Annotated in this window: 28 protein-coding genes; 16 read left to right on the top strand and 12 right to left on the bottom strand. The window is 70.0% G+C overall.

All coding sequences use genetic code 11. The annotated features are described in order from the left end of the window. Window positions 1-2: 2 nt before the first annotated feature. Genes DXK32_RS32105 through DXK32_RS11565 form a run of 3 tightly spaced genes read left to right on the top strand, consistent with a single transcriptional unit; the run spans window position 3 to window position 2,746 of the window. Window positions 3-725, top strand: coding sequence for a MotE family protein (locus tag DXK32_RS32105; RefSeq protein ID WP_162801144.1), 723 nt, complete (start codon window positions 3-5; stop codon window positions 723-725). A 47-nt stretch (window positions 726-772) separates the two neighbouring features. Further along, a complete protein-coding gene (locus DXK32_RS11570) occupies window positions 773-2,080 on the top strand; it encodes a flagellar hook-length control protein FliK (RefSeq protein WP_114858637.1) in 1,308 nt (435 codons plus the stop codon). A 15-nt stretch (window positions 2,081-2,095) separates the two neighbouring features. Continuing rightward, window positions 2,096-2,746 (top strand): flagellar hook assembly protein FlgD, encoded by a 651-nt coding sequence (locus tag DXK32_RS11565; protein WP_040138280.1) that lies wholly within the window; start codon window positions 2,096-2,098, stop codon window positions 2,744-2,746. A 74-nt stretch (window positions 2,747-2,820) separates the two neighbouring features. On the opposite strand, the gene DXK32_RS11560 is transcribed toward DXK32_RS11565, so the two are convergent. The 10 genes from DXK32_RS11560 to flgF all read right to left on the bottom strand — a co-directional run bounded on the left by DXK32_RS11560 (window position 2,821) and on the right by flgF (window position 10,997). After that, window positions 2,821-3,441: a NapC/NirT family cytochrome c gene (locus DXK32_RS11560; protein WP_114858636.1), complete on the bottom strand. Its 621-nt coding sequence runs from the start codon at window positions 3,439-3,441 to the stop codon at window positions 2,821-2,823. Then, the gene (locus DXK32_RS11555; RefSeq protein ID WP_114858635.1) at window positions 3,438-3,920 is read right to left on the bottom strand and encodes a nitrate reductase cytochrome c-type subunit; all 483 of its coding nucleotides are present in this window, start codon (window positions 3,918-3,920) and stop codon (window positions 3,438-3,440) included. Before DXK32_RS11555 ends, DXK32_RS11560 begins: the two co-directional genes overlap by 4 nt. Before the next feature lie 11 nt (window positions 3,921-3,931). Then, on the bottom strand, window positions 3,932-6,442 hold the full coding sequence (gene napA, locus DXK32_RS11550) for a nitrate reductase catalytic subunit NapA (protein WP_114858634.1): 2,511 nt from the start codon (window positions 6,440-6,442) through the stop codon (window positions 3,932-3,934). Window positions 6,443-6,486: 44 nt separating this feature from the next. Next, on the bottom strand, window positions 6,487-6,780 hold the full coding sequence (locus tag DXK32_RS11545; protein WP_114858633.1) for a chaperone NapD: 294 nt from the start codon (window positions 6,778-6,780) through the stop codon (window positions 6,487-6,489). A 7-nt stretch (window positions 6,781-6,787) separates the two neighbouring features. Next, the gene (locus DXK32_RS11540) at window positions 6,788-6,964 is read right to left on the bottom strand and encodes a periplasmic nitrate reductase, NapE protein (RefSeq protein ID WP_114858632.1); all 177 of its coding nucleotides are present in this window, start codon (window positions 6,962-6,964) and stop codon (window positions 6,788-6,790) included. Between the two features lie 387 nt (window positions 6,965-7,351). Beyond that, the gene (locus DXK32_RS11535) at window positions 7,352-7,846 is read right to left on the bottom strand and encodes a flagellar basal body-associated FliL family protein (RefSeq protein WP_114858631.1); all 495 of its coding nucleotides are present in this window, start codon (window positions 7,844-7,846) and stop codon (window positions 7,352-7,354) included. A gap of 17 nt (window positions 7,847-7,863) precedes the next feature. Then, entirely contained in the window at window positions 7,864-8,610 is a 747-nt protein-coding gene (gene flgH, locus DXK32_RS11530) for a flagellar basal body L-ring protein FlgH (RefSeq protein ID WP_114858630.1), read from the bottom strand. 129 nt (window positions 8,611-8,739) lie between these two features. After that, window positions 8,740-9,459 carry a flagellar basal body P-ring formation chaperone FlgA gene (gene flgA / locus DXK32_RS11525; RefSeq protein ID WP_247877101.1) on the bottom strand — a complete coding sequence of 240 codons (720 nt, stop codon included), beginning with the start codon at window positions 9,457-9,459 and terminating at the stop codon, window positions 8,740-8,742. A gap of 5 nt (window positions 9,460-9,464) precedes the next feature. Continuing rightward, window positions 9,465-10,250, bottom strand: coding sequence for a flagellar basal-body rod protein FlgG (flgG, locus tag DXK32_RS11520; protein WP_014200150.1), 786 nt, complete (start codon window positions 10,248-10,250; stop codon window positions 9,465-9,467). An 18-nt stretch (window positions 10,251-10,268) separates the two neighbouring features. Next, window positions 10,269-10,997 (bottom strand): flagellar basal-body rod protein FlgF, encoded by a 729-nt coding sequence (gene flgF, locus DXK32_RS11515; protein WP_114858628.1) that lies wholly within the window; start codon window positions 10,995-10,997, stop codon window positions 10,269-10,271. A 143-nt stretch (window positions 10,998-11,140) separates the two neighbouring features. Here flgF and DXK32_RS11510 point away from each other — a divergent pair, with 143 nt between their 5' ends. The 3 genes from DXK32_RS11510 (at window position 11,141) to DXK32_RS11500 (ending at window position 15,485) form a co-directional block, all read left to right on the top strand. Beyond that, window positions 11,141-13,567, top strand: coding sequence for a hypothetical protein (locus DXK32_RS11510; protein WP_247877099.1), 2,427 nt, complete (start codon window positions 11,141-11,143; stop codon window positions 13,565-13,567). A 70-nt stretch (window positions 13,568-13,637) separates the two neighbouring features. Continuing rightward, entirely contained in the window at window positions 13,638-14,525 is an 888-nt protein-coding gene (gene motA, locus DXK32_RS11505; protein ID WP_114858627.1) for a flagellar motor stator protein MotA, read from the top strand. A 9-nt stretch (window positions 14,526-14,534) separates the two neighbouring features. Further along, on the top strand, window positions 14,535-15,485 hold the full coding sequence (locus DXK32_RS11500; protein ID WP_114858626.1) for a flagellar motor protein MotB: 951 nt from the start codon (window positions 14,535-14,537) through the stop codon (window positions 15,483-15,485). Window positions 15,486-15,490: 5 nt separating this feature from the next. Here the strand turns inward: DXK32_RS11500 and DXK32_RS11495 are convergent, their stop codons facing one another. Continuing rightward, window positions 15,491-16,711 (bottom strand): arabinose transporter, encoded by a 1,221-nt coding sequence (locus DXK32_RS11495; protein ID WP_114858625.1) that lies wholly within the window; start codon window positions 16,709-16,711, stop codon window positions 15,491-15,493. A gap of 202 nt (window positions 16,712-16,913) precedes the next feature. Continuing rightward, a complete protein-coding gene (locus DXK32_RS11490; protein ID WP_246654170.1) occupies window positions 16,914-17,453 on the bottom strand; it encodes a YitT family protein in 540 nt (179 codons plus the stop codon). Here DXK32_RS11490 and DXK32_RS32100 point away from each other — a divergent pair. The 10 genes from DXK32_RS32100 to DXK32_RS11445 all read left to right on the top strand — a co-directional run bounded on the left by DXK32_RS32100 (window position 17,452) and on the right by DXK32_RS11445 (window position 22,571). Next, window positions 17,452-17,643 (top strand): hypothetical protein, encoded by a 192-nt coding sequence (locus tag DXK32_RS32100; RefSeq protein WP_162801140.1) that lies wholly within the window; start codon window positions 17,452-17,454, stop codon window positions 17,641-17,643. The genes DXK32_RS11490 and DXK32_RS32100 overlap by 2 nt on opposite strands. 407 nt (window positions 17,644-18,050) lie before the next feature. Further along, complete coding sequence (locus tag DXK32_RS11485) at window positions 18,051-18,341, top strand: RebB family R body protein (RefSeq protein ID WP_014200159.1); 291 nt, start codon at window positions 18,051-18,053, stop codon at window positions 18,339-18,341. A 100-nt stretch (window positions 18,342-18,441) separates the two neighbouring features. After that, complete coding sequence (locus tag DXK32_RS11480) at window positions 18,442-18,711, top strand: RebB family R body protein (RefSeq protein WP_014200160.1); 270 nt, start codon at window positions 18,442-18,444, stop codon at window positions 18,709-18,711. A 91-nt stretch (window positions 18,712-18,802) separates the two neighbouring features. Continuing rightward, window positions 18,803-19,069, top strand: a complete 267-nt coding sequence (locus DXK32_RS11475) for a RebB family R body protein (RefSeq protein ID WP_014200161.1) — start codon at window positions 18,803-18,805, stop codon at window positions 19,067-19,069. Window positions 19,070-19,164: 95 nt separating this feature from the next. Next, window positions 19,165-19,437 carry a RebB family R body protein gene (locus tag DXK32_RS11470; RefSeq protein ID WP_014200162.1) on the top strand — a complete coding sequence of 91 codons (273 nt, stop codon included), beginning with the start codon at window positions 19,165-19,167 and terminating at the stop codon, window positions 19,435-19,437. A 125-nt stretch (window positions 19,438-19,562) separates the two neighbouring features. Continuing rightward, complete coding sequence (locus tag DXK32_RS11465; RefSeq protein WP_114858623.1) at window positions 19,563-19,796, top strand: RebB family R body protein; 234 nt, start codon at window positions 19,563-19,565, stop codon at window positions 19,794-19,796. Then, on the top strand, window positions 19,793-20,320 hold the full coding sequence (locus DXK32_RS11460; RefSeq protein WP_114858622.1) for a RebB family R body protein: 528 nt from the start codon (window positions 19,793-19,795) through the stop codon (window positions 20,318-20,320). The genes DXK32_RS11465 and DXK32_RS11460 overlap by 4 nt, the downstream gene beginning before the upstream one ends. A 61-nt stretch (window positions 20,321-20,381) precedes the next feature. Continuing rightward, complete coding sequence (locus tag DXK32_RS11455; RefSeq protein ID WP_014200165.1) at window positions 20,382-20,732, top strand: hypothetical protein; 351 nt, start codon at window positions 20,382-20,384, stop codon at window positions 20,730-20,732. Window positions 20,733-20,754: 22 nt separating this feature from the next. Next, window positions 20,755-21,849: a hypothetical protein gene (locus DXK32_RS11450; protein ID WP_162801143.1), complete on the top strand. Its 1,095-nt coding sequence runs from the start codon at window positions 20,755-20,757 to the stop codon at window positions 21,847-21,849. 305 nt (window positions 21,850-22,154) lie between these two features. Then, complete coding sequence (locus DXK32_RS11445) at window positions 22,155-22,571, top strand: hypothetical protein (RefSeq protein WP_247877098.1); 417 nt, start codon at window positions 22,155-22,157, stop codon at window positions 22,569-22,571. Window positions 22,572-22,609 lie beyond the last annotated feature (38 nt).

Genomic DNA, 22,609 nt, shown 5'->3' with positions numbered 1-22,609 from the left:
CCATGCTGCGCGTGCTTCCCATCACTCTGGTGGCGCTCCTGATGGTGCTGCCGCTCAAGCTCGGCTCGCTGATGGAAGGGCTGCCGGTCGTCGCCCAGCAGTTCGACCGCGAGTTCGGCAAGCATGAGCGCCCCTGGGCCAAGGACCTGAAGGGCGGCGCCGAGGCGTCTTCGGACACCACGCCCGAGCCGGCGGGCTCCGCCATGGCGGCCTTGCCGGCGACCCCGGCGGCCCCGCCCGTGGACGCCGCCCTGCCGGCGGCGAGCTGCACCGACCCGGCCCTGCGCGCCGCCATCGCGGAGCAGAAGGCCGACGTGACCGCCCGCACCCGCCATCTCGGCGAGGCGGAAGCCGTGCTGACCGCCACCGAGACCCGCGCCACCGCCCAGATCCAGAAGCTGAGCGCCATCAAGCGCGACGTGGAGGCGCTGATGCAGCAGCGCTCCAACCTTCAGGCGGAAGATCTGAAGCGCATGGTGACGATCTACGAGACGATGAAGCCGCGCGACGCCGCGCGCATCTTCAACGACCTGGAAACCGACATCATCATCGATGTGCTGGACCGCATGGCCGAGCGCCGCTCCGCCCCGATCATCGCGGAACTGGAGGACGGCAAGGCGCGCGAGGTCACCCGCCTCGTCCTGCAACGGCGCGCCCTGCCCGGCGACCGCCCGCCGCCGCCTGCCCCGCTGCCCGTCCGCCTGACGCAGACGCCGACGAACTGAACCCGGCCCCGGCTGCCAGACACGCGGTTCTCCCAAAAAGAGGCATCATGCCCAGTCTTCCCGACGTCATCGCCGCCCCGCCGCCCCGCCCCGCCCGTTCCGCGGAGGCGACGGCGGCGCCGTCCTCCGGCGCACCGGGCGAGCACGAGGCGTCCGGCACGCCCTTCGCCGACCTGCTGGACGACGCGGCGGAACGCGGCGGCGCCGAGGCGGACGGAGAGCAAGCGGATTCCTCCAACCAGACCGGCGGCGCGCCGGCCGGGGCCGACGCCGCCCTGGTAGCGCTCCTGCCGCTGCTGACCGCACCGCCGCCGGCGACGGCGCCCGGCATCGCGGCGGCCGGGGCCGTGGCGGAGTCTGTGCCATCGACCGGCACCTTGCCCCTGGCGCCGCCCGTCACGGCCCCCGCTGCGGAAAACGCCGCAGCCCCCCAGCCACCGGCTCCGGCCCAACCCGGTTCGCCGCAACCAGCCGCGCCGCTGCCCATGGTGCCCACCGCCGCGGCAGCCCTGGACGCCAGACCGGACGGGACGCCGCAGGCCACGACTGACGCCTCGGCATCCGCCACCCCGACCGTTCCCCCGCCGGCCTCCGGCGCCAAACCGGACTCGGCCCCGCTGTTCCAGGCCAAGGACTCCGCGACGCCCGCCAAGGGCGACGCGACGCAGGCTCCCTCCCCCCAGATTCAGCCGACGATGGCCCAGGCGGGCGGCAACGCCGCGTCCAACGGCGGCACCAGCCAGAATCCGGGCCAGAATCCGGGCCAGGGGCAAGGCCGCGGCAGCCCGGCCGGACCGGAAGCCTTGTCGGCGCTCTCCTCCACGGCGGACCCCGTCGGCGCGGCGCCGTTCCCCTCCACCCTCGCCCCGCCGGCGGCCCACGCGGCGGCCCACTACGCGGCGCACCCTGGCGAGAGCGCCGCGGCGCGGCTGCCCGCCGCCCAGGTGGCCGGCCAGCTGGTGCGCGTCGTCGAGGCGGGCGGCGGCGAGTTCCACATCGACCTGAAGCCGGAGGAGCTTGGCCCCGTCCGCGTCGTCGCCGAGCTGAGCGGCGCCCGCGTCGCCCTGCATGTCCAGGCCGAAAGCCCGGAGACGCTGGCCCTGCTGCGCCGGGACATCCATCACCTGGAGCGCGCCCTGTCCGACGCGGGGTTCGAGTTGGACGGCGGCACCCTGAACTTCTCGTTGCGCGGCGACGGCGAGCCGCGCGGCTTCGCCTCCTCCGGCCAGGGCGACGGGACGGGCGGACGCCAGGACGGCCCCGGACGGACCTTCCGCCCAGCCGATCCCATCGGCGCCCTGCCGCCCGAACGCGCCGCCCGCCCCATCGACGGCCTCGTCGACATCTCCGTCTAGCCGCAAGGACCCGCCATGACCACGACCGCGGCCACCAACACGGCCACCACACCCCCCTCCGCCGCCGCGAAGAAGCAGACGGTGGATTACGAGGCGTTCCTGAAGCTGCTGACCGCGCAGCTGCGCAACCAGGACCCGTTGTCGCCGATGGACGCCACCCAGTTCATGACGCAGCTCGCCCAGCTCTCCACCGTGGAGCAGGGCGTGCGGACGAACGAAACGCTGGGGCAGGTGCTGGACACGCTGAAGAACAGCGGCATGCGGCTGGACATGGCCTATCTGGGCCGCAAGGTGGAGGCCGCGTCCGACCGCATCAGCCTGTCGGAGGGCAAGGCGGAGATGGCCTACGCCATCGACGGGGCCGCCGCGTCGGTGAAGATCGAGGTGGTGAACGACGCCGGGCAGGTGATCTACAGCGCGCCCGGCAGCCCGAAGACCGGCCGCCAGACCTTCACCTGGGACGGCAAGCGCAGCGATGGCGCCACCGCCGCGGACGGCACCTACCTCGTGCGCGTGACGGCGAAGGACAAGGCGGGCACGTCGCTGACCACCGCCACCGTGACGACCGACACGGTGAAGGAGGTGCGCAGCGTCAACGGCGAGACGGAATTCGTCCTGAAGGGCGGCGCCGTCGTGAAGGGCACGGACATCCTGTCCGCGTCGTAAACTCCGTCCTCAACAAACGAAAAACCCCTTCTCCCGAGACCGGGAGAAGGGGTTTTTCGTTGCGAGGCGTCGCGTCACTTGGCCGAGACGGTGCCGTTCCAGCCGGGCTCGACGCCCTTCATGTCGGGAAGCCGGTGGGCGATGCCCTTGTGGCAGTCGATGCAGGTCCGCTCACCCGTGAACAGGTAGGTCTCGTGCATCTTCGCCGCCCGCGGGTTCTGGCGGGTGATGTCCATGGATTCCGCGCTGTGGCAGTTGCGGCATTCCAGGGAGTTGTTGGATTTCAGCCGTTCCCATTCGTGGGTGGCCAGCTCCAGCCGCTTGTCGAGGAACTTCTCGCGGGTGTCGATGGTGCCGAAGATCTTGCCCCAAACCTCCTTCGACGCCTGCATCTTGCGGCCGATCTTGTGCGTCCAGTCGTGCGGGACGTGGCAGTCCGGGCAGGTGGCGCGCACGCCGGAGCGGTTGGTGAAGTGGATGGTCTGCTTCAGCTCCTCGTAAGGGTTGTTCTTCATCTCGTGGCAGGAGATGCAGAAGGCCTCCTTGTTGGTGACCTCCAGGGCGGTGTTGAAGCCGCCCCAGAACATCACGCCGGCCAGGAAACCGCCCAGCGTCAGGAAACCCAGGCTGAAATGAACGCTGGGCCGCGAGAAGACGCGCCAGAAGCGCCCGGCGAGGCTCAGAAGGCCCTTCATTTGGCGCCTTCCTTTCCGCCGGCCAGGATGCTGTCGATGTCGCGGAAGCGGTTGCCGACGATCGGCTGGGCGTCGGTCTGCGGCACGTGGCACTGGGTGCAGAAGTAGCGCCGCGGGCTGACCGCGCCCAGCGTCTGGCCGTCGCGGTCCTGGAAGTGGGTGACCGAGATCATCGGGGCCTGCGAGCCCTCGGTGTTCTTGCGGTCATGGCAGGTCATGCACTTGTTGATGTTCAGGTCGATCTGGTAGTCGCGGATCGCGTGCGGGATCAGCGGCGGCTGGTCGGCGTAGTTCCGCGCCCGCTTGTGATCGTCGGTGATCTCCTTCGCCATCGGGTCGGCGGGGATCTCCTGGGTGATCGGGTGCGGGCCGGAGGGAACCTTCGCGGGGGCGGCCCCGTCCGCGGCGAACACGCCGGACACCAGGAGCGGCATGGCCGCGGCCAGCGCGAGGGCGGCAAAGGTGATGCGGGTCTTCATGGACGGGCTCCTCACGCGACGGGGATGATCTTGACCGCGCATTTCTTGAAGTCGGTCTGCTTGCTCAGCGGGTCGGTGGCGTCCAGCGTCACCTTGTTGATGAGCACCGTGTGGTCGAAGAAGGGCACGAAGACGAGACCCCGCGGCGGCTTGTTGCGGCCCCGCGTCTCGACCCGCACCCGCACCTCGCCACGGCGGGAGGCGATGCGCACCTCCTGCCCGCGCCGCAGGTTCAGGTCCTTGGCGTCGTCGGGATGGATGAAGACGACGGCGCTGGGGAAGGCCTTGCGCAGCTCCGGAACGCGCAGCGTCATGGAGCCGGAGTGCCAATGCTCGACCACGCGGCCGGTGCAGAGCCAGAACGGATAATCCTTGTCCGGCGATTCCGCCGCCGGTTCATAGGGCAGCGCGAAGATGTTCGCCTTGCCGTCCTTGTTGCCGTAGAAGCGCACGCCCTCGCCCGCCGGAACGTAGGGGTCGAAGCCCTCGCGGTAGCGCCACTTCGTCTCCTTGCCGTTCACCACCGGCCAACGCAGGCCGCGCTCCTGGTGGTACATGTCGTAGGGGGCGAGGTCGTGGCCGTGGCCGCGCCCGAAGGTGGCGTATTCCTCGAACAGGCCCTTGTGGACGTAGAAGCCGAAGGCCTGCGATTCGCGGTTCTCATAGGCCGGGTCGCAGTCCGACAGCGGGAAGGCGTTGACCTGACCGTTGCAGTACAGCACGTCGTAGAGCGTCTTGCCGCGGACCTCCGGCTTCTTGGCGATCAGCTCCTCCGGCCACACCTCCTCGATCTTGAAGCGCTTGGAGAACTCGATGATCTGCCAGAGGTCGGAGCGCGCCTCGCCGGGCGCGCCGACGAGCTGGTGCCACACCTGGGTGCGGCGTTCGGCGTTGCCGTAGCCGCCTTCCTTCTCCACCCACATGGCGGTCGGCAGGATCAGGTCGGCGGCCAGCGCCGTCACCGTCGGATAGGCGTCCGACACGACGATGAAGTTCTCCGGGTTCCGATAGCCCTGGTACGTCTCGTTCGCCGTGTTCGGCGCCGTCTGCATGTTGTTGTTGCACTGGACCCAGTAGGCGTTGAGCTTGCCGTCCTTCAGCATGCGGTCCTGCTGGACGGCGTGGTAGCCGACCTTGTCCGGGATCGTGCCTTCCGGCAGCTTCCAGATCTCCTCGGCGTGCTTGCGGTGTTCCGGGTTGGTGACCACCATGTCGGCGGGCAGCCGGTGCGAGAAGGTGCCGACCTCGCGCGCCGTGCCGCAGGCCGAGGGCTGGCCGGTCAGCGAGAAGGGGCCGCAGCCCGGCTGGCTGATCTTCCCGGTCAGCAGATGGATGTTGTAGACGAGGTTGTTGGCCCAGACGCCGCGGGTGTGCTGGTTGAAGCCCATGGTCCAGAAGGACATGACCTTCACCTTCGGGTCGGCGTACAGCTCGGCCAGCGCCTCCAGCCGGTTCTTCGGCACACCCGACAGCTCGTGCGCCTTCTCCAGCGTGTAGGGCTCGACGAACTTGGCAAACTCCTCGAAGGAGATCGGGTCGGACTCGTTGGCCTTGGCGACGTTCTTCGCCTTCTGCTCCAGCGGATGCTCGGGCCGCAGGCCGTAGCCGATGTCGTCGCGGCCGCGCTTGAAGTTGACGTGCTTGGCGATGAACTCCTGGTTCACCCGGCCCGTCTTGATGATGTGGTTGGCGATGTAGTTGAGGATTGCCAGATCGGACTGCGGCGTGAAGACCAGGCCGATGTCGGCGAGGTCGAAGCTGCGGTGCTCGTAGGTGGACAGGACGGCGACCTTGCAGCCCTCATGGGTCAGCCGGCGGTCGGTGACGCGGGTCCACAGGATGGGGTGCATCTCCGCCATGTTGGAGCCCCACAGCACGAAGGCGTCGGCCTGCTCCATGTCGTCGTAGCAGCCCATCGGCTCGTCCATGCCGAAGGTGCGCATGAAGCCGACCACCGCCGACGCCATGCAGTGGCGGGCGTTGGGGTCGAGGTTGTTGGAGCGCAGGCCCGCCTTCATGAACTTGGAGGCGGCGTAGCCTTCCATGATCGTCCACTGGCCGGAGCCGAACATGCCCACCGCGGTCGGACCCTTCTTCTTCAGGGTCTCCTTCCACTTGGTGGCCATGATGTCGAAGGCCTGGTCCCAGCTGATCGGGGTGAACTCGCCTTCCTTGTGGAACTGGCCGTCCTTCATGCGCAGCAGCGGCTGGGTCAGCCGGTCCTCGCCGTACATGATCTTGGACAGGAAATAGCCCTTCACGCAGTTCAGGCCGCGGTTGACCTCGGCCTTCACGTCGCCGTGGGTGGCGACGATGCGCCCCTCCTTCACGCCGACCATGACGCCGCAGCCGGTGCCGCAGAAGCGGCAGGGGGCCTTCGACCAGGTGAGCTTGGCGTCGGCGCCGGCCGTCAGGGTGCCGGCCTCGGCGGTCTGGAGGGCGGCCGGCAGGCTCACACCGGCCGCCGCCGCCGCGGTCACGGCGGCTTGGACCTTCAGATAATCACGGCGGGTCAGGGACATAGGGGGGTGCCTCCTGGGGCGGGTCGTCTTGTCTTGGACGGACGTCAATGGGCGTGGGGGACGAGGGCGGTGTCGGCGGGCATCGGCTCCGCGCAGCGCTCGGCGTCCTCGTAGTGGTGGTAGACCAGCGTGGTGGTGTGGACGCCCGCCATGGCGTTGATGTCGGCGATGCGGTCCAGGACCTCGGCCTCCGTCGCGGTTTCCAGCGTGACGATGGCCTTGCCGTTCTCCGACGCGTGCCAGTCGGCGCCGTCGAGCACGGCGACCAGCTCCTTCAGGGCGGCGGTGCGGTCGGGCGCGTGCTGGATGACGAGGCTGGAAATGTGCAGTTCGGGCATGGCCGCCTCACATCCCGCCGGAGTGGGACAGGATCTGGTACATCCAGACGGAGAAGCCGTAGGCCCCGACCAGCCCGATCGCCAGGAACGGCCAGATCAGGATGGACAGGACGAAAAAGACCAGCCCCTCGAAGCGGCGGGTCGGGGCGGCGGTGTCGGCGGTGCGGGCGGGCGGCGCGGTCATGGCGGTCCCATGGATTGATCGAACGGTATCGCGCACGGCTTTCGCACTTGAGATCCCCTCTCCCCTCCGGGGAGAGGGTTAGGGTGAGGGGGGTGTGCGTGGCGCCACGTCCGGCACAAGCGCAACCCCCTCACCGGCCCTTTGGGCCACCCTCTCCCCAGGGGGGAGAGGGCTATGAAGGGCAAACACGATCACCCTGCGGCGTCACGGCGGAGCTTCATCCTTTCGCATCATGAGTGGCTTGACCGAGGTCAAGTGCCGGCACCGAACCAATCCCTAAGTACCGGTACTTTTGTCGTTTTGGACGTTTTGCCGCACACCAACGCAAAACCCCTCCCCCGCTGGGCACGGGGGAGGGGCTGACGGAGCGAACCGGGATCGGGCGGATTACAGCCGGGTGTTTTCCTGGCGCATCAGACGGTCGATCAGCACGCCCCGCACGAGGTCGGGGCCGAGCTGTTCGGCGGCGGCCTGCTTCAGGGATTTGGCGACGGCGGCGGGATCGACCGACGGGCCGTCGAAGGCGCCCGCCCCCGCCATGCCGAACAGGGCCTGCAACAGGGCGTTGCGCGCGTGGGGCAGATGGCGGCGCAGCAGGTTGGATTGCTCGACGCTGCCCGTCTGCAGGGTGATCTGGGTCAGGATGAAGGCGTTGGTCCGGCCTTCCACCAGCACCGGCACCATCAATTGCCCGACCTCCACATAGAAGGGGCCGGGACCGTCGCTGGGCAAGTCGGGCCCGGCGCCGGCCGTCTGCTCCACGGCCTTCTCCTCGGCGCCGAGCGTCAGTTGCAGGCGCCCGATGCCGTAGCCGACCGCCGCCGCCAGGGCGGCGCAGAGCACGAAGACCGAGTATCGGCTGGGTCCGGGGCGTTGCGGCATGGTCGCGTCTCCCCCACTCAGAAGGGCATGATGATGTCGAAGACCTGCTGGCCGTAGCGCGGCTGCTGGACGTCGGTGATCTGGCCGCGCCCGCCGTAGGTGATCCGCGCCTCGGCGATCTTGTCGTAGTCGATGGTGTTCACGTTGGTGATGTCCTCGGGCCGGATGACCCCGGCGATGCGCATCTCGCGCAGTTCGTAGTTCACCCGCACCTCCTGCCGGCCGGCGATCACGAAGTTGCCGTTGGGCAGCACCTCGGTCACCACCGCCGCGGCGCGCATGGCGATGCGCTCGTTGCGCTGGATCGTCCCGGTGCCGGAGGAGGAGGAGGAGCTGTCCATGTCGACGAGGCTGGACGGGTTCACCGCGTCGGGCAGCACGGCGGGCAGCCGCGACTCCAGCCCGAAGAAGTTCGGCACGCCCGCCGATTCGGCGTTGGAGCGCTGGCGCTGCGTCTGGTTCTGCAACTGCGCCTGATCGGCGATGTTGATGATGACGGTCAGCAGGTCGCCCACCTGCTTGGCCCGCGGGTCGCGGAAGAAGTCGCGGGACCCGGTGCGCCACAGCGAACTCGGCACCTGCTCGTTGGTGTTGGGTCGCGGCATCGGCATGGAGATGACCCGCGCCTCCGGCGCCATGGCGGGGTTGGAGATTTCCGACAGACGCGGCGCCTGCCCCACGTCGGCCAGCCGCCCGCAACCGGCGAGCGCCACCGTCAGGGCGAGGAAGGGAAGCAGGATGCGGTGGGGCGGCTGGGTGCGCATGGGTGGTGTCCTTGATTGGAGCCTTACGGGCGCAGAGGCGAGCCCCCTCCCCAGCCCTCCCCCTCTGCGAGGGAGAGGGTGCCTTCCGCGAAGCGGGGTCCGTCCCCTCCACCTCGCAGAGGGGGAGGGTTAGGGAGGGGGCTGGCTTTCCAAAGCCGGCGCGCCGGCGACGGTGACGGTCTGCGGGCCGGTGATGGTGCCGGTGACGACGATGTTGCTGGCGACGTTCATCACCCGCACCAGTTCCCCCACCCCGCCGTCCTGCAAAGCGCGGCCGCGCGCCATCAGCTGCAGCGGCCCGTCCTCGTAGACGAGGCTGACCGGCTTGTTGCGCTGGACCACCAGCGGGGCGCCGACCGCCGAGGTCTGGATCAGCCGCCCGGCGGAGAGCTGGCGGCGGCTGGCCAGCCCGGCGAGGCTGTCGCGGGAGGTGACGACGGCGCCGTTCAGCCGCTCCAGCGGCATCGGGATGGTGGTCAGGTCGCTGTCGGCGATCACCTCGCCGGTCAGGATGCGGCGCGTCGGCACCGGCACCTCGACCATGATGTCGGCCTTGGCCTTGACCTCGACGATTCGTCCGTTGCTGCTCACCAGCGCGCGGACCAGCCCGCCGCGCGGGTCGTAGGACAGATCGCGCACCGCCTCCACCGGACCGGAGAAGGGCACGGTCAGCACCAGCGAGACCCGCGCGTCCGGCGGCACCGCCGGGCCGAGCGAGGCCGCCAGCTCCTGCGCCAGCAGCGCCTCCACCGCTCCCTCGCCGTCGGAGAGATACGCCGCCTGGACGGGCGCGCCGAGCAGATGCAGGACGACCGCGAGCCCGGCCAGATGACGAACGGAACGCCGCATGGCGGTCACCGCATGTTGGAGAGGGTGGAGGCCATCTGGTCGCCGGCCTCGACCACCTTCGCGTTCATCTCGTAGGCGCGCTGGGCGGAGATGAGTTCGGTGATCTCCTGGACGACGTTGACGTTGGAGGATTCCAGATACTTCTGCCGGATGGTGCCGAAGCCCGCCTGCCCGCCGGTGCCGTCCTGCGGCTCGCCCGAGGCGGGGGTGGCGCGGAAGAGGTTGTCGCCCATCGCCTCCAGCCCGGATTCGTTGACGAACACGGTCATCACGAGCTGGCCCAGCACGCGCGGGCGGGTCTGCCCGTCGACGAAGGCCTGCACCTCGCCGGAGCTGTTCACCGCGATTTCCCGCGTGCCCTGCGGCACGGTGACCTCCGGCAGCACCGGGTGGCCGTCGCTGGTCACGATGGTGCCCTCCGGCGACAGCTTGAAGCCGCCGGCGCGGGTGTAGGCGGTCTCGCCCGCCGGCATACGGATGTTGAAGTAGCCGCGCCCTTCGATGGCGAGGTCCAGTTCGTTCCCGGTCGAGGTCAGGTTGCCGGTCGTGTTGATGCGGTTGACCGCCCCCGGACGCACGCCGAGGCCGACCTCGATGCCGGTCGGGATGATGGTGCCGGCGTCGGTGGACTGGCTGCCCTGGCGCCGTTCCGACTGGTACATCAGGTCCTGGAACTCGGCGCGCCCGCGCTTGAAGGCCGTGGTGTTGATGTTGGCGATGTTGTTGGAGATGACCTCGACGTTCAACTGCTGGGCCATCATGCCGGTCGAAGCGATGCTGAGCACGCGCATGGACGCAATCTCCTGGTTTTAAGCGGATTTGCCGAGGCGGTTGATGGCGGAGCGCAGCAGGTCCTGCCCGTCGTCCATCATGCGGGTGACCGACTGGTAGTCGCGCGTCAGCTCCATCATCCGCGACATCTCGGCGATGGACTGGACGTTGGATTGCTCGACCTTGCCCTGGACGATCCGGGTGTCGGGGGCCGGCAACGGCTGGGCGTCCACGGCGTCGAACAGCACGTCACCGGTCTGGGCCAGCGCCTGCGGGCTCTCGAAGCGGACGACGCGCAGACGGGCGATCATCTCGTTGTCGGCGGAAACCAGCCCGTCGGTGCCGATCTCCATCCGGCCGCGGTCGGCCGGGATGACGATGGGTTGCTGGTTGTCGTCCAGATAGGGGAAGCCGCCGGCGTTCACGAGCTGCCCGTCCACGTCGCGCCGCATCCGCCCGTCGCGGGTGTAGCGCGGGCCGTCCGGAGTCTGCACCTGGAGCCAGCCGTCGCCGTCCAGCGCCACGTCGTAGGGGTTGTCGGTCGGCTTCAGGCTGCCCGGGGTGAAGTCGGTGTAGGTGGCGCGGTCGATGGTGAAGGCGATCTTGTCCGACGGCTTCATCCCGCCGCGCTCCATCGCCGCTTCGAACAGCATGCGTTCCCCGCGGAATCCCGCAGTGTTCATGTTGGCGATGTTGTTCGCCACGACATCGAGCTGCCGACGCAAGGCCACTTGCCGCGACAATCCAATGTAAAGGGGATTCTCCATCGCCGGACACCTTCGGTTTGAACGCCGCCTTAACCTAGGTGATGCAGTTTAAAGCCGGGTTTCAACCTGAGGCGCCGCGACGGAAACTGACCGGTGTCTTGGGGGATTTGATTCCGATTTAGATAAAATTTGGGGCAGTCGCGATGCATCCCTGCCGGACCCTGTCCATCTCCCTGGCCCTGCTGTCGGTCACCACCGCCCTCACCGCGCCCGCGAGCGCCGCGGACTCCATCCCCGCCCCCATCACCGTGCAGACGGGGGACCACGCCGACTTCTCGCGCCTGGCGCTGGTCAACGCGCAGGGCGCTCCGGCCGTCGATGTGGGGAGCTGCGGCGGACGCATCGCCTTTTCGCAACCGGTCCCCTGGCCCCTGGCGGCGCTGAACGGCACCTATTCGCGGCGGCTGACCGGCTTCCAGACGGCGGAGGACGGGCGCAGCCTGACGATGGAGTGGCCCTGCGGCGCCCGCGTCTCCGTGCGCCGGGAGCGGCGGATCACCTTCATCGACGTGGCCGACCCGCCGCGCCCGGCGCGCAAGCCCGGCGCCCCGGTCCCGGCGTCCGAGGGCGTTCTGCTGGCCGAGGCGCCCGGCGCGTCGGTGTTCCCTGTGATCGCGCCGCCGGTTCCCGCACCGGCGCCTGTTCCAACAGCGCCCGTCCAAGCGGCGCCCATCAGCCTCACCGAGCGGCTGAACCCGGTCGCCAGCGCCCAGGCGCAGCCGGTCGTGCAGGCGCCGCCCGCGGTGCAGTCACCACCACCGGGTCAGCCGCAACCGGCCGCCAAGGCCCCGCCCCCCGCCCCACCGAAGCCGGAACCGGCCAAGACGGTGGCCGCCGTGCCGCCAACAGCCGTGCCGCCGGCCGTGGCCCCGGACCCCACCGTTCAGGCCGACCCACCGATCCGCGCCTTCGACCTGGACGCCTGGGCCGGCGACGATTACCCCGCTCGCAAGCAGCATCTGGAGCAGCGCATCGCCGAGAGCCAGGGCCGCGCGCGGGTGGACGCGCTGCTCGCCATGGCCCGCTTCACGCTGGCCCGCGCCTTGCCGGAGGAGGGCCGCGCCGCGCTGGACGCCGCGGAGAGCCTGACGCCGGGGCCGGACCAGCGCTACGAGCTGCGCCTGCTGCGCGACGCCTTCCGCGCGCTGGACGGCACCGCCGACCCCGACGACAGCCAGTTCGTCCGCGCCCAGCCCACCACCGCCGCCGCCGACCACCACGTCTGGCGCAGCGCCACCCTGGCTCCCGGCCGCTGGACCGCGGCGAAATCGAGCCTGCCGATCGCGCTCAAGCGCCTGCTGTCCTACCCCGCCGACCTGCGCGGCCGTCTGCTCACCCTGCTCGCCGAATCGGCGGGCGAGGCGGCGGACGGTGCGGCGCTGAACCTGATCGTGCTGGAGATGATCACGCTGGACGGCATCGGCTCCGCCGACGGGCGGCTCGACTTCTTCCGCGGCCGTCTGGCGGAGCTGCACAACGAGACGGCGGAGGCGCTGGCCCATTACAAGCGGGCCGCCGCCCTGCCCAACCTCTACGGCCATCGCGCGCAGGTGCGCTCCATCGAGCTGCGGCTGGCCAGCGGCGCTTTGGACGATCCCGGCGCCATCGCGGAGCTGGAAAGCCTGCGCTACGCCTGGCGCGGCGGCGATGTGGAGACGGACGCGCTGGCCGCGCTGGGCGCCGCCTACACCCGCGCCGGGCGGATCGACGCCGCACTCGACATCTTCGGCCTGCTCGGCCGCCGCTTCGGCGCGACGGCGCGCGGGCGCGCGGCGCTGACCACCGGGCGCGGGCTTCTCGACGCGGTCATCGGCCATCTGGAGACGACTCCGGGCAGCGCGCTCGACGCGCTGTCCCTCCAGCTGCGCTACGGCCGCACGGTGGCGCTGACCGATGACGATGCCGGAACGCGGCAGCGCCGGCTCGCCCGGCTGCTGGCCCGCGGCGGCTTCACGCTGGAGGCCGCGCGCCTGCTCCACACCGTCGCCGAGACCGCGCGCGGCGCCGAGCGCGCGGCGGTCGGGCTGGAGCTGGCCCGCGTGCTGCTCGACGCCGGCCGTGGAGCGGAGGCGCTGGCCGTGCTGGACCACACCGCCGGCCCCGCGCCGGACGCCCAGGCCGCCGACCCTCAAACCGCCAAGCGCCGCGCCCTGCTGCGCGCCGAGGCCTTCGCCACCGAGGGCGAGGCGATGCGCGCCTTCGACGCGCTGCGCGGCCTGACCGGACCCGAGGCGGCGCGCATCCGGGCGGACAGCCTGTTCCGGGCCGGCGAATGGCCGGCGGCCCGCGCCGCCTACGCCGAGCTGCTGGGCGGGCAGGATACGCCCCTGCCGGACGACATCGCCTTCCACGCGCTGGCCGCCTTCCGGGCGGGCGACGACGCGGCGGTCACCGCCGCCGCGGAACGCCACGGCAAGGCGCTGACGGGAACCCGCTGGGCCGGTCTGCTCGACGCCCTGGCCGTCCCGCCCGACCCGGCGGGCAAGCCACTGTCCAGCGCCACGGTCGGCGGCCAGCTCGCCGCCGCCGACGCTCTGGCCGGCGTGCTGCGCCGGTGGAAAGCACCCTGACGGCCCCCGCCCCACACGACGGCTCCCTGAGCCCGATCCCTCTTTTCGGCCGAGCCGGAGGACACACATCATGCGTTTGCTGTTCGGAATCGTCACGGTCTTCCTGAGCGTGCTCGGCGGCTTCGCCGCCATGGGCGGGCGGATGGGCGTGCTGTGGCAGCCCGTGGAGATCGTCATCATCGTGGGCGCCGGCATCGGCGGCTACGTCATCGCCAACTCCATGGCGGTGTTGCGCGCCACCGTGCGCACCATCGGCGCGGTGGCGCGCGGGCGGCACACCAGCAAGGACGAGTATCTCGACCTGATCTCCCTGCTCTACGCCCTGCTGCGGCAGGCGAAATCCAAGGGCGTGTCGAACATCGAGAGCGACATCGACAAGCCGGACGACAGCCCGATCTTCGCCCAGTACCCCTCGGTCTTCCGCCAGCCGCGCTGCGTCACCTTCCTGTGCGACTACATGCGCCTGATCGCGCTGGGCCAGGACAACCCGCACGACCTGGAAGCCCTGATGAACGAGGAGATCGAGACCATCGGGCGCGAGCTGAACCAGGTGCCGAAGGCGCTGCAGAACCTGGCCGACGCCCTGCCGGCGCTGGGCATCGTCGCCGCCGTGCTGGGCGTCATCAACGCCATGAGCGCGATCAGCGAGCCGCCGGAGGTGCTGGGCCACATGATCGGCGGGGCGCTGACCGGCACCTTCCTGGGCGTGCTGCTGTCCTACGGGCTGGTCGGCCCGATCGCCGCCGCCGCCCGCCACCGCCGCGAGGCGGAGCTGACGTTGTTCATCTGCGTGCGCGCGGGGCTGGGCGCCTATCTGCGCGGCAGCCCCCCGCAGGTCTGCGCGGAGTTCGCCCGCAAGGTGCTGTTCGCCGACACGCAGCCGAGCCTCGCCGAGGTCGAGGTCGCCACCACCCTCTCCTCGCAGGCGAAGGCCCGCGAGGCGAGCCAGCCCGCCTGAGGCCCCGCCATGGCCCGCAAGCGCATCGAGCCGACGATCATCATCAAGCGCCGCTACGGCGAGGAGGAGGAGGAGCACAACAGCGCCTGGAAGCTGGCCTACGCCGACTTCGTGACGGCGATGATGACCTTCTTCCTGATCATGTGGCTGATGAACATCACCACGGTGGAGCAGCGCAAAGGCATCGCCGACTATTTCAACCCGGTGGCCCTGTCCCAGTCCAACTCGGGCGCCGACGGCATGCTCGCCGGGCGGGCGGTGGACAAGACGGGGGCATTGTCCACGCCCAACGCGCCGGGGGAGCACAGCGTGCCGGTCGCCGCTCCGCCGGTGGTCGCCTCGCTGGGCGAGAGCGACCGCGAGCCCGCCGGCCGCAAGGACCCCATGCCCCACCCGCCCGGCGGCCGGAGCCAGACGGACCGCGACGCGCGGGCGGAGCTGGAGGCGCTGCTCGACCGCCAGACCGCGGCGCTGAGCGAACAGCAGGGGTTGGAGAAGGCCGAGCGCGACCTGCGCACGGCGCTGGAGACGATGCCGGAGCTGGGGGCGCTCGCCGGCAGCGTGGTCATCGAGCAGACCTCCGTCGGCCTGCGCGTGCAGCTCACCGATCAGGCGAAGGTGTCGATGTACAACGTCGGCTCCGCCCAGATGAACGAGCAGGGGCGCCGCCTGATGCGGCTGGTCGCCGGCGCCGTCGCGTCATCGCCCAACCGCCTCAGCATCACCGGCCACACCGACGCGCTGGGCTATGCGGACGGGGCGAAGTACGGCAACTGGGAACTGTCCAGCGACCGCGCCAACGCCGCCCGCCGCGAGCTGATCGCCGCCGGCGTGCCGGCCCGGCGGATCGTCCGGGTGGAGGGCCGCGCCGACCTCGACCATCTCGACGCCGCCAACCCGCTGGCCCCGCAGAACCGGCGGATCAGCATCATCCTCCTGAAGGCCGCGGCCGGGGAATAGCGCCTTCAGGTCGGGCTGGTCCTCACCATCGGCCGCGCGCGGAGCAGCTGGACGGTGGTCAGGAACCCCAGCACGGCGGCGGCGCTTCCCAGCAGGAAGACGCCGCCGTAGCCGACCCGGTCGGCGAGCAGCCCGGCCAGCGGCCCGGTCAGGCCGTAGGCGACGTCCTGGAAGGCCGCGAAGGCGCCGAGCGCGGTGCCGCGGAGATGCGGCTCGACGAGATGGACGACCTCCCGCCCCATGGCGGGGAAGACCAGCGAGCAGCCGAGCCCCGTCAGGAAGGCGCCGGCCAGCGCCGTGACCGGGTCGCCCGCGCTCCACAGCAGGGCCTGCCCGACCGCCTCCACCGCCAGCGACCCCATCGCCACGCGCAGCCCACCGAAGCGATCGGGCAGATGGCCCAGCGCGAAGCGGACGAGCACGAAGCCGAGGCCGAAGGCGGTCAGGCCGAGCCCGGCGTGGGACCAGCCCTCGTGGACGAAGTGCAGCGAGAAGAAGGCGCCGATGGCGGCGAAACCGATGCCCTGGAGGCTGACGACGGCGCCCTGCCGCCAGATCCGCCCCAGCACGCGGCGGAAGGGCGGGCGCTCGGCGTCGGGATGGGCCGGGGTTCCCTCCATGCGCCGGATCGCCAGAAGCCCAAGGGCGGGCAGCAGCGCGCTGACCGCCATGACGCCGGAGAAACCGAAGCGGTCGAGCAGCGCCAGCCCCAGCGGTCCGCCCGCCGCGAAGGCGCCGTAGAGCGCCGCCCCGATCAGCGCCAGCACGCGGCCCGAGCGCTGCGGGCCGACGATGCCGACCCCCCAGGCGACCACCCCGACCCCGACGAGGCTTTCACCGACGCCGAGGAGCAGGCGGCCCGCCACCAGCACGGAAAAGGCCGACCAGGGCGAGAACGACAGAGGGCCGGCGGCCATCGAAACCAGCCCGCCGGCCACATAGAAGGCCAGCCCCCGCCCGACCGCGCGCTTGGCGCCCTGGCGGTCGGAGACGGCGCCGGCGAAGCCGCGGCTGAGGATGGTGGCGAGGAAGGCGCTTCCCACGCCCAGCCCGGCCCAGACATTGCCCATCCCGAGATCCCCGGCCACGAACAGCGGCACGACGGGAAGGGACAGGGCGACACAGAGGTAGGAGATGAAGAGGACGGCGGTCAGGACGATCAGGCGGCCCTGCGCCGGATCGCGCGACACCGCCGGCCTTTGATCCGGCCGTGTTTGGGGACCCATGGTGTGCTCCACACTGGTCCCCGCCGATGGCCGTCCGTCCGAACACGCGAACGCACTCCGATCGGCGAGGATCGTTGAGTGCGTTGGTTGACGTTGAACGCTTACGGCCAGCGTGGCTGGCGATGCGAGACAGGGTACCAAGCCCGCGGAGAAATGCAACAGGCCGCGTCGGTCGCGACGGGATGGTGCCGGACGAAGGGGCTCAGCGGGCCACGTACCAGTCCGTCCGGTGGTTGAAGGCGACGAAGGCGTTCAGCACCGCCGCCCCCAGCATCGAGGCCAGCACCGCCTTCCCGTCGATCACGAAGACCGCCATTGAGAAGATCACCACGTCGAACATGGCCTGGAGCCAGCCGGCGCGGAAGCCCGTCTTCTCCTGGATGTAGAAGGCGAGAATGCCCACCCCGCCGCCGCTGGAGCCGTGGCGGAACAGGCCGATCACCCCGATGCCGATGCAGAAGCCCGCCAGAACCGCCGCCACATAGGGGTGGAGAGCGTCGTAGCGGATTGCTTGCGGCGCCAGCGTGGTCAGCACCGAGATGCTGGTGACCGCCAGAAGCGACTTCGCAGTGAAGCGCCAGCCGATGCGCGCCAGCGCCAGCGCGTAGAAGGGCAGGTTCACCACGAAGAACACCGGGCCGAAATCCAGCCCCGTGGCGTAGGCGATGACGAAGGACAGCCCCGCCGCCTGCCCGGTGATCAATCCGGCGGCATGCAGTATGGAAATCCCGAACGCGGTCATGATGATGCCGAACAACTGCCCCTGCGCATTATCAAACGCGCTGTGCGCCGCCCGTTTGGTTTCATTTGTTGCAAGGGCAGTGTTTGCGGCCACGGATACTGCATTTTTCTTGAGCACGCTCGGCACCTTCCAGACTTCATTCCATATTGACAGTATCATCAAAGACCAGACCAAGAATAGAGCGGCGTAAGTTCGTTCGCCGTCCCCGCAATCCGTAGTGCGACGCCGCTTCGCGTTCCCGTCGCCCCTGCCCTCGCCATCGATTCCTCCGGATGGCGCCGGCTTTCCGCGCGGGCGTGCGGACGGCGGGACGCGGAATTGCGTGGCCTTGCGGCCATCGTTGCGCCCGCCGCGCAAGAATCGGTCGCGCCGACACCACACGCTTTCCCCGCATCGATCGTCAAAGCGCAACCCAGACGCACAAAGTTCGCGCGGTCCAGCGGATTCTTTCGCCGAATAGACCAATCGGACGGCATCCCACATCGCTACAGTCGCACCGTCCGCTGTTCACGCATCCCATGGTCGCATGGGGCTGCGCGAATGATCGACGCCACCAGCGGCCGCCTTTGAAACCGGCCCCACCAGTGAGGAAAGACAATGGCATTTCCGACCGCCGTGAACGACCAGATCACCGATTCCGTCACCCAGGCCAACACCAAGGTCCTGGGCGACGCGCCGGCGATCGCCATGGGCAACCTGTTCCAGGCCACGGCTCAGGCGCTGGCCAACGCGGCCCACAACGCCACCAACGCCCAGCAGCAGTCCTACGTGACCGCTCAGGCCGCCACCACCCAGGGCGTGGCCACGCTCTACTCGATCGACACCGCCTCCACCGGCGTGGCGACGAAGAGCATCCTCAGCACCGGCGTCAAGGGCCTCGGCTCGTAAGCCGGCCCCACGCCGCCGTCGACGTTTCAAACCACCTGCTCCACCCCGCCTTCCATGAGGGATCGCGGGCGGGCGGCAGACAACCGAAGAGGACCAACAAATGGCTTTCCCGACCGCCGTGAACGACCAGATCACCGATTCCGTCACGCAGGCCAACACCAAGGTCCTGGGCGACGCCCCGGCGATCGCCATGGGCAACCTGTTCCAGGCCACGGCCCAGGCGCTGGCCAACGCGGCGCACAACGCCACCAACAACCAGCAGCAGTCCTACGTGACCATGCAGGCCGCCACGACCATGGGCGTTGCGACGCTCTACTCGATCGACACCGCCTCCACCGGCGTCGCCACCAAGTCGATCCTGGGGAGCTGATGAGCCGACCGGCCAGGTCCGGGCGCCTGCGGGCCTCCGGAACAGGCCGCCGGCCATCCATCCCGAACCATTCGCCAAGGAATAACGTCAGATGGCTTTCCCGACGGCAGTCAACAGCCAGATCACCGATTCCGTAGCCCAGAGCAACGTCCAGGTCGTTGGCAGCTCGCCGGCGATCGCCATGGGCAACCTGTACCAGGCCACCGCCCAGGCGCTGGCCAACGCGGCCCACAACGCGACCCTGGCGCAGCAGCAGATGTACGTCACGGCGCAGGCCGCCACGACGACGGGCGTCGCGATGCTCTACTCCATCGACACCGCGACCACCGGCGCCGCCACGTCGAAGCTCCTCGGCTGATCGGACGGCGGACGCGGCATCCGCCGCCGTCCGCCGCCCGACGCCGGCGCTTTGGCCTCGAACCAACGCAACATCTGATGTAAGGAGCAAACACGATGGCTTTCCCGACCGCCCTGAACAACCAGATCACGGACTCGGTCTCCCAGGTCAACACCAAGGTCCTGGGCGACGCCCCGGCCGTCGCGATGGGCAACCTGTTCGTCGCCACCAGCCAGGCGCTGTCGAACGCGGCCCACAACGCCACGAACAACCAGCAGCAGTCCTACGTGGTGATGCAGGCGGCGACCACGCAGGGCCTGTCGACCCTGTACTCCGTCGACACGGCCTCGACCGGCGTCGTCACCACCCAGATCCTGGGCCTCTCCTAAGGAGAGCCGGCGGGCCGCCCCCGGGACACCGGGGGCGGCCTCCGCCGCAGGTTGAGGCGCCCGGTCGCGCATAAGCCCGTGTCCGCAGAAGCCAGTGGCAGGAGCCTGAAGGCAGGAGTGCGTGAATGCCGGACGGAAGCTCCGCCAGCCTTGACGGATCGGTCGCGGCGAACACGGCGATACCGCTTGGCCTGACCCCATCCCTGGCGATGGACATGACCTACGTCGCCATGGCCGACAGCCTCGGCCTGGCCATGCAGAACGCCGTCGCCAACCAGCAGCGCGCCCAGGTCATCACCGAGGCCGCGCTCGCCCAGGTCCTCACGCTGATCATCACCAAGGGAACCGCAAAATCATGAGCGACGAAGGCACCGTGAACACCCAGGTGATCGACGCGACGTCGGACATCGTCACGCTTCTGACGGGACAGTCCCCCGCGCAGTCGTTCGCCATGCTCGACGCCGTGATGGTCGAGACGCTCGGCATGGCGATGCACAACGCCGTGCACCGCCAGCAGAACGCCGGCATGGTCAATTCCGCCGCGGTCACCGCCGCCTGCGCCAAGATGCTGTCCGTGCCCTTCCCCACCACGCCACCGCCGCCGCCCTCTCCCTCGGGCTCGTCCACCTCCGGCGGCAACGCGTCCCCCCTGCAGCCGCTGACCCCGCTGCTGACGACCTCGCTCACCACGCTGCCCTCCACGGTCACCGGAGGCACCGGGAACGGCACCGTCGCTGGCGGAACCGGAAACAGCACGGTCGCCGGCGGAACCGGGAACAGCACGGTCACCGGCGGCACCGGAAACAGCACCGTCACGGGCGGAGCCGGGAACGGAACCGTCACAGGCGGAACCGGAAACAGCACCGTCACCGGCGGATCGTGATTGATCCCGCGCCCATTTCCCAGCGGCCGGTCTCCCAGGCCACAACGAGCGAGGAGCCTTCATGTCGGAGCCCACGAAGGTCAATGCCCAGATCATTGACGTCATAAACCAGACGCAGACGGCGACCATGAGCCAGCAGGTCGTCACCACCAGCGGTGCGGGAAAGGCCTATCAGGCGGTCGCCCAGTCCACGGCGATGGCCGTGCAGGACGCGACGGACACGCTGCGCAACGTCTCGACCATCGCCACCACGGCGATCGGCGTGGCGATGGCGCAGCTTCTGGCGACGGGCGACCCGAAATACGTCACCGCCCTGACCCAGGCCCAGGGAATGATGACGAGCGCCGCCAACGACTTCACCAGCATCGGTACCGCGGCCTCCACGGTCCTGAATAGCTTCCCGTCGAGCTGACCCTTACGCAGGTGTCCCCACCATGACCGTCTCTGTCGCCAACAAGATGATCCAGAACCGCGCCGGGCTCACCGACCTGGGGCGGCTTGCGCTCGCCTTCATCGATGGCGGGTCGGAGTGGCTCGACTGGGCCATCAGCAACGCCGGTCCGCGCTACGGTTTCCCGGACGAGAGCACGCTCGTGGAGCAGGTCCAGCAGGGTCTTCACGCGACGCGGCTGGCCCTGCTGCCCAATCTGAAGCTGATGGTCAGCCCGGTGAAGCTGATGACGCTGGGGGTGGACAGCCTGCGCACGCTGGCCGATGCCGAATCCGGCGACTCCAGCGCCACCGTGTCGGCCCAGGTCAAGCGCATCCTCGCCGACCACAATCTTCTGACCCAGGACGATTTCGCCGCCAGCGCGTCCTTCCTCTCGGGCCTGGGAGTCTCCGGGGCTCCGGTCTTCCAGTTCATGGGCTTCGACGAGCAGTTGGCGGTGCAGGAACTGCTCTACCGCAAGGAAAGCCAGGGGACGGCGAATCCCGAGCTTCAGAAGGAGGCGGCCGCCTTCGCGGTGGACCAGGCGCGCACCGTGCAGGAGTTCGCCGACTATTATCAGTTCTATCTGATCTACGTGAACCGGCTGGGCTCGCTGACCGCGACGCCCGACGACCGGAAGAAACGGGCCGGCAGCGCGCTGGACACCATCCTGCCGCAGCTTTTCGGCTTCCTGGAATGCCCGCAGGTCGCCCCGCTGGCCGCCCCGGCGGAGGTGGCGCGGGCCGTCTCCGACTGGCAGAAGCGCGGCCGGCCGATCGGCTTCGCCCGCCTGTCGGACGGGGCGCTGCAGATCGTCCGCGACACCGCCTTCCGGGACGAGACCGGCGACGCGGTGCGCGTGCTGGTGGCCGCCTATCTGGCCGGGGCGCAGGCCCTGCTGTCGGCGACGCCGCCGCAGCGCGGCATCATGGGCCAGGACGGCGCGTCCTGCCTGTTCCCCATCTTCGGCAAGGGCAACCAGGCAGAAATCCAGATGGGGTCCGGGGGGGTGATCTCGCTGCGCTGCTTTCGCCCCGATCCCCCCGCCACCGTCACCACCACCGCCACCGCCACCGCCGTCACCACCGCCGCCGCCTGAACCGCCGCAACGGGCGGTGACCGGGGCGGCCCCTTCTGCACCGCCCTGTGCACCGCCTTCTGCGCCGCCCAATGCGCCGCCCACTGCGCCATCCGCTGCGCCATCCACGCCGAGCGCGGCGGCGGCACCGGCGGCGGGCACGCCGCAAAACCGAACCGGACGAAGGAGATCGAAGGATGGGCGTTTCCCAGCCTCCCAGCAGCCCGAAACCTGACGCGGCGCCCGCTCCGGCAACGCCGGACACGCCGGCTCCGACGCCGCCTGCGGCGCCCGCGGTGAATGCTCCGTCACCGGCGCCGGAACCGGTGGCGGCACCCGACACGGCGCCGTTCGAGGCGGGCACCAAGACGCCCGCCGAAATCGCCAGCGCGCTGCTCGACCACGCGGTGAAGAGCGTGAACGCCGCCGCCGAGCAGGCGCTGGCCGCCGTCGAACAGGCCATCCAGCTCGCCGGCCACGCGGTGGAGGCCATCCCCGGCCTGACCGCGCATCCCGGCGGCAACACCGACGAGCAGAGCGCGATGTCCCAGGCGAACGAGGCGATGTCGCAGGCGCTCCAGGCCGCCAGTGGGGCCGGCGCCGGCGGTCAGGCGATGCAGCAGGCCAGCGAGCAGCAGCAGAAGGCCGTCACCGCGGCCAACGAGGCGGCGCAGCAGGCCATGGCCGCGGCAAGCGCGCAGATCGCCCGGGCGATGAACAGCAAGGGCGACCCGGCCCTCTGACACCGCCATCGACCTGCCGCCCCGGAGTGACCACGACG

The sequence above is a fragment of the Azospirillum brasilense genome (genome assembly GCF_003349955.1).
GTDB classification, from domain to species: domain Bacteria; phylum Pseudomonadota; class Alphaproteobacteria; order Azospirillales; family Azospirillaceae; genus Azospirillum; species Azospirillum brasilense_B.
The sequence above is the reverse complement of the archived record's forward strand: the minus strand, read 5'-3'. Positions and strand labels throughout refer to the sequence as shown.

Coding starts and splice junctions, on each gene's coding strand:
- flgF (WP_114858628.1), bottom strand. CDS start 10,997: ATGGAGAATCCCCTTTACATTGGATTGTCGCGGCAAGTGGCCTTGCGT.
- flgH (WP_114858630.1), bottom strand. CDS start 8,610: ATGCGCACCCAGCCGCCCCACCGCATCCTGCTTCCCTTCCTCGCCCTG.
- DXK32_RS11485 (WP_014200159.1), top strand. CDS start 18,051: ATGGCATTTCCGACCGCCGTGAACGACCAGATCACCGATTCCGTCACC.
- DXK32_RS11565 (WP_040138280.1), top strand. CDS start 2,096: ATGACCACGACCGCGGCCACCAACACGGCCACCACACCCCCCTCCGCC.
- DXK32_RS11460 (WP_114858622.1), top strand. CDS start 19,793: ATGAGCGACGAAGGCACCGTGAACACCCAGGTGATCGACGCGACGTCG.
- DXK32_RS11480 (WP_014200160.1), top strand. CDS start 18,442: ATGGCTTTCCCGACCGCCGTGAACGACCAGATCACCGATTCCGTCACG.
- napA (WP_114858634.1), bottom strand. CDS start 6,442: ATGTCCCTGACCCGCCGTGATTATCTGAAGGTCCAAGCCGCCGTGACC.
- DXK32_RS11545 (WP_114858633.1), bottom strand. CDS start 6,780: ATGCCCGAACTGCACATTTCCAGCCTCGTCATCCAGCACGCGCCCGAC.
- DXK32_RS11490 (WP_246654170.1), bottom strand. CDS start 17,453: ATGACCGCGTTCGGGATTTCCATACTGCATGCCGCCGGATTGATCACC.
- DXK32_RS11540 (WP_114858632.1), bottom strand. CDS start 6,964: ATGACCGCGCCGCCCGCCCGCACCGCCGACACCGCCGCCCCGACCCGC.
- DXK32_RS11465 (WP_114858623.1), top strand. CDS start 19,563: ATGCCGGACGGAAGCTCCGCCAGCCTTGACGGATCGGTCGCGGCGAAC.
- DXK32_RS11475 (WP_014200161.1), top strand. CDS start 18,803: ATGGCTTTCCCGACGGCAGTCAACAGCCAGATCACCGATTCCGTAGCC.
- DXK32_RS11470 (WP_014200162.1), top strand. CDS start 19,165: ATGGCTTTCCCGACCGCCCTGAACAACCAGATCACGGACTCGGTCTCC.
- motA (WP_114858627.1), top strand. CDS start 13,638: ATGCGTTTGCTGTTCGGAATCGTCACGGTCTTCCTGAGCGTGCTCGGC.
- flgA (WP_247877101.1), bottom strand. CDS start 9,459: ATGCGGCGTTCCGTTCGTCATCTGGCCGGGCTCGCGGTCGTCCTGCAT.
- DXK32_RS11450 (WP_162801143.1), top strand. CDS start 20,755: ATGACCGTCTCTGTCGCCAACAAGATGATCCAGAACCGCGCCGGGCTC.
- DXK32_RS11455 (WP_014200165.1), top strand. CDS start 20,382: ATGTCGGAGCCCACGAAGGTCAATGCCCAGATCATTGACGTCATAAAC.
- flgG (WP_014200150.1), bottom strand. CDS start 10,250: ATGCGCGTGCTCAGCATCGCTTCGACCGGCATGATGGCCCAGCAGTTG.
- DXK32_RS11500 (WP_114858626.1), top strand. CDS start 14,535: ATGGCCCGCAAGCGCATCGAGCCGACGATCATCATCAAGCGCCGCTAC.
- DXK32_RS11535 (WP_114858631.1), bottom strand. CDS start 7,846: ATGCCGCAACGCCCCGGACCCAGCCGATACTCGGTCTTCGTGCTCTGC.
- DXK32_RS11555 (WP_114858635.1), bottom strand. CDS start 3,920: ATGAAGACCCGCATCACCTTTGCCGCCCTCGCGCTGGCCGCGGCCATG.
- DXK32_RS11570 (WP_114858637.1), top strand. CDS start 773: ATGCCCAGTCTTCCCGACGTCATCGCCGCCCCGCCGCCCCGCCCCGCC.
- DXK32_RS32100 (WP_162801140.1), top strand. CDS start 17,452: ATGATGATGCCGAACAACTGCCCCTGCGCATTATCAAACGCGCTGTGC.
- DXK32_RS11510 (WP_247877099.1), top strand. CDS start 11,141: ATGCATCCCTGCCGGACCCTGTCCATCTCCCTGGCCCTGCTGTCGGTC.
- DXK32_RS11560 (WP_114858636.1), bottom strand. CDS start 3,441: ATGAAGGGCCTTCTGAGCCTCGCCGGGCGCTTCTGGCGCGTCTTCTCG.
- DXK32_RS11495 (WP_114858625.1), bottom strand. CDS start 16,711: ATGGGTCCCCAAACACGGCCGGATCAAAGGCCGGCGGTGTCGCGCGAT.
- DXK32_RS32105 (WP_162801144.1), top strand. CDS start 3: ATGCTGCGCGTGCTTCCCATCACTCTGGTGGCGCTCCTGATGGTGCTG.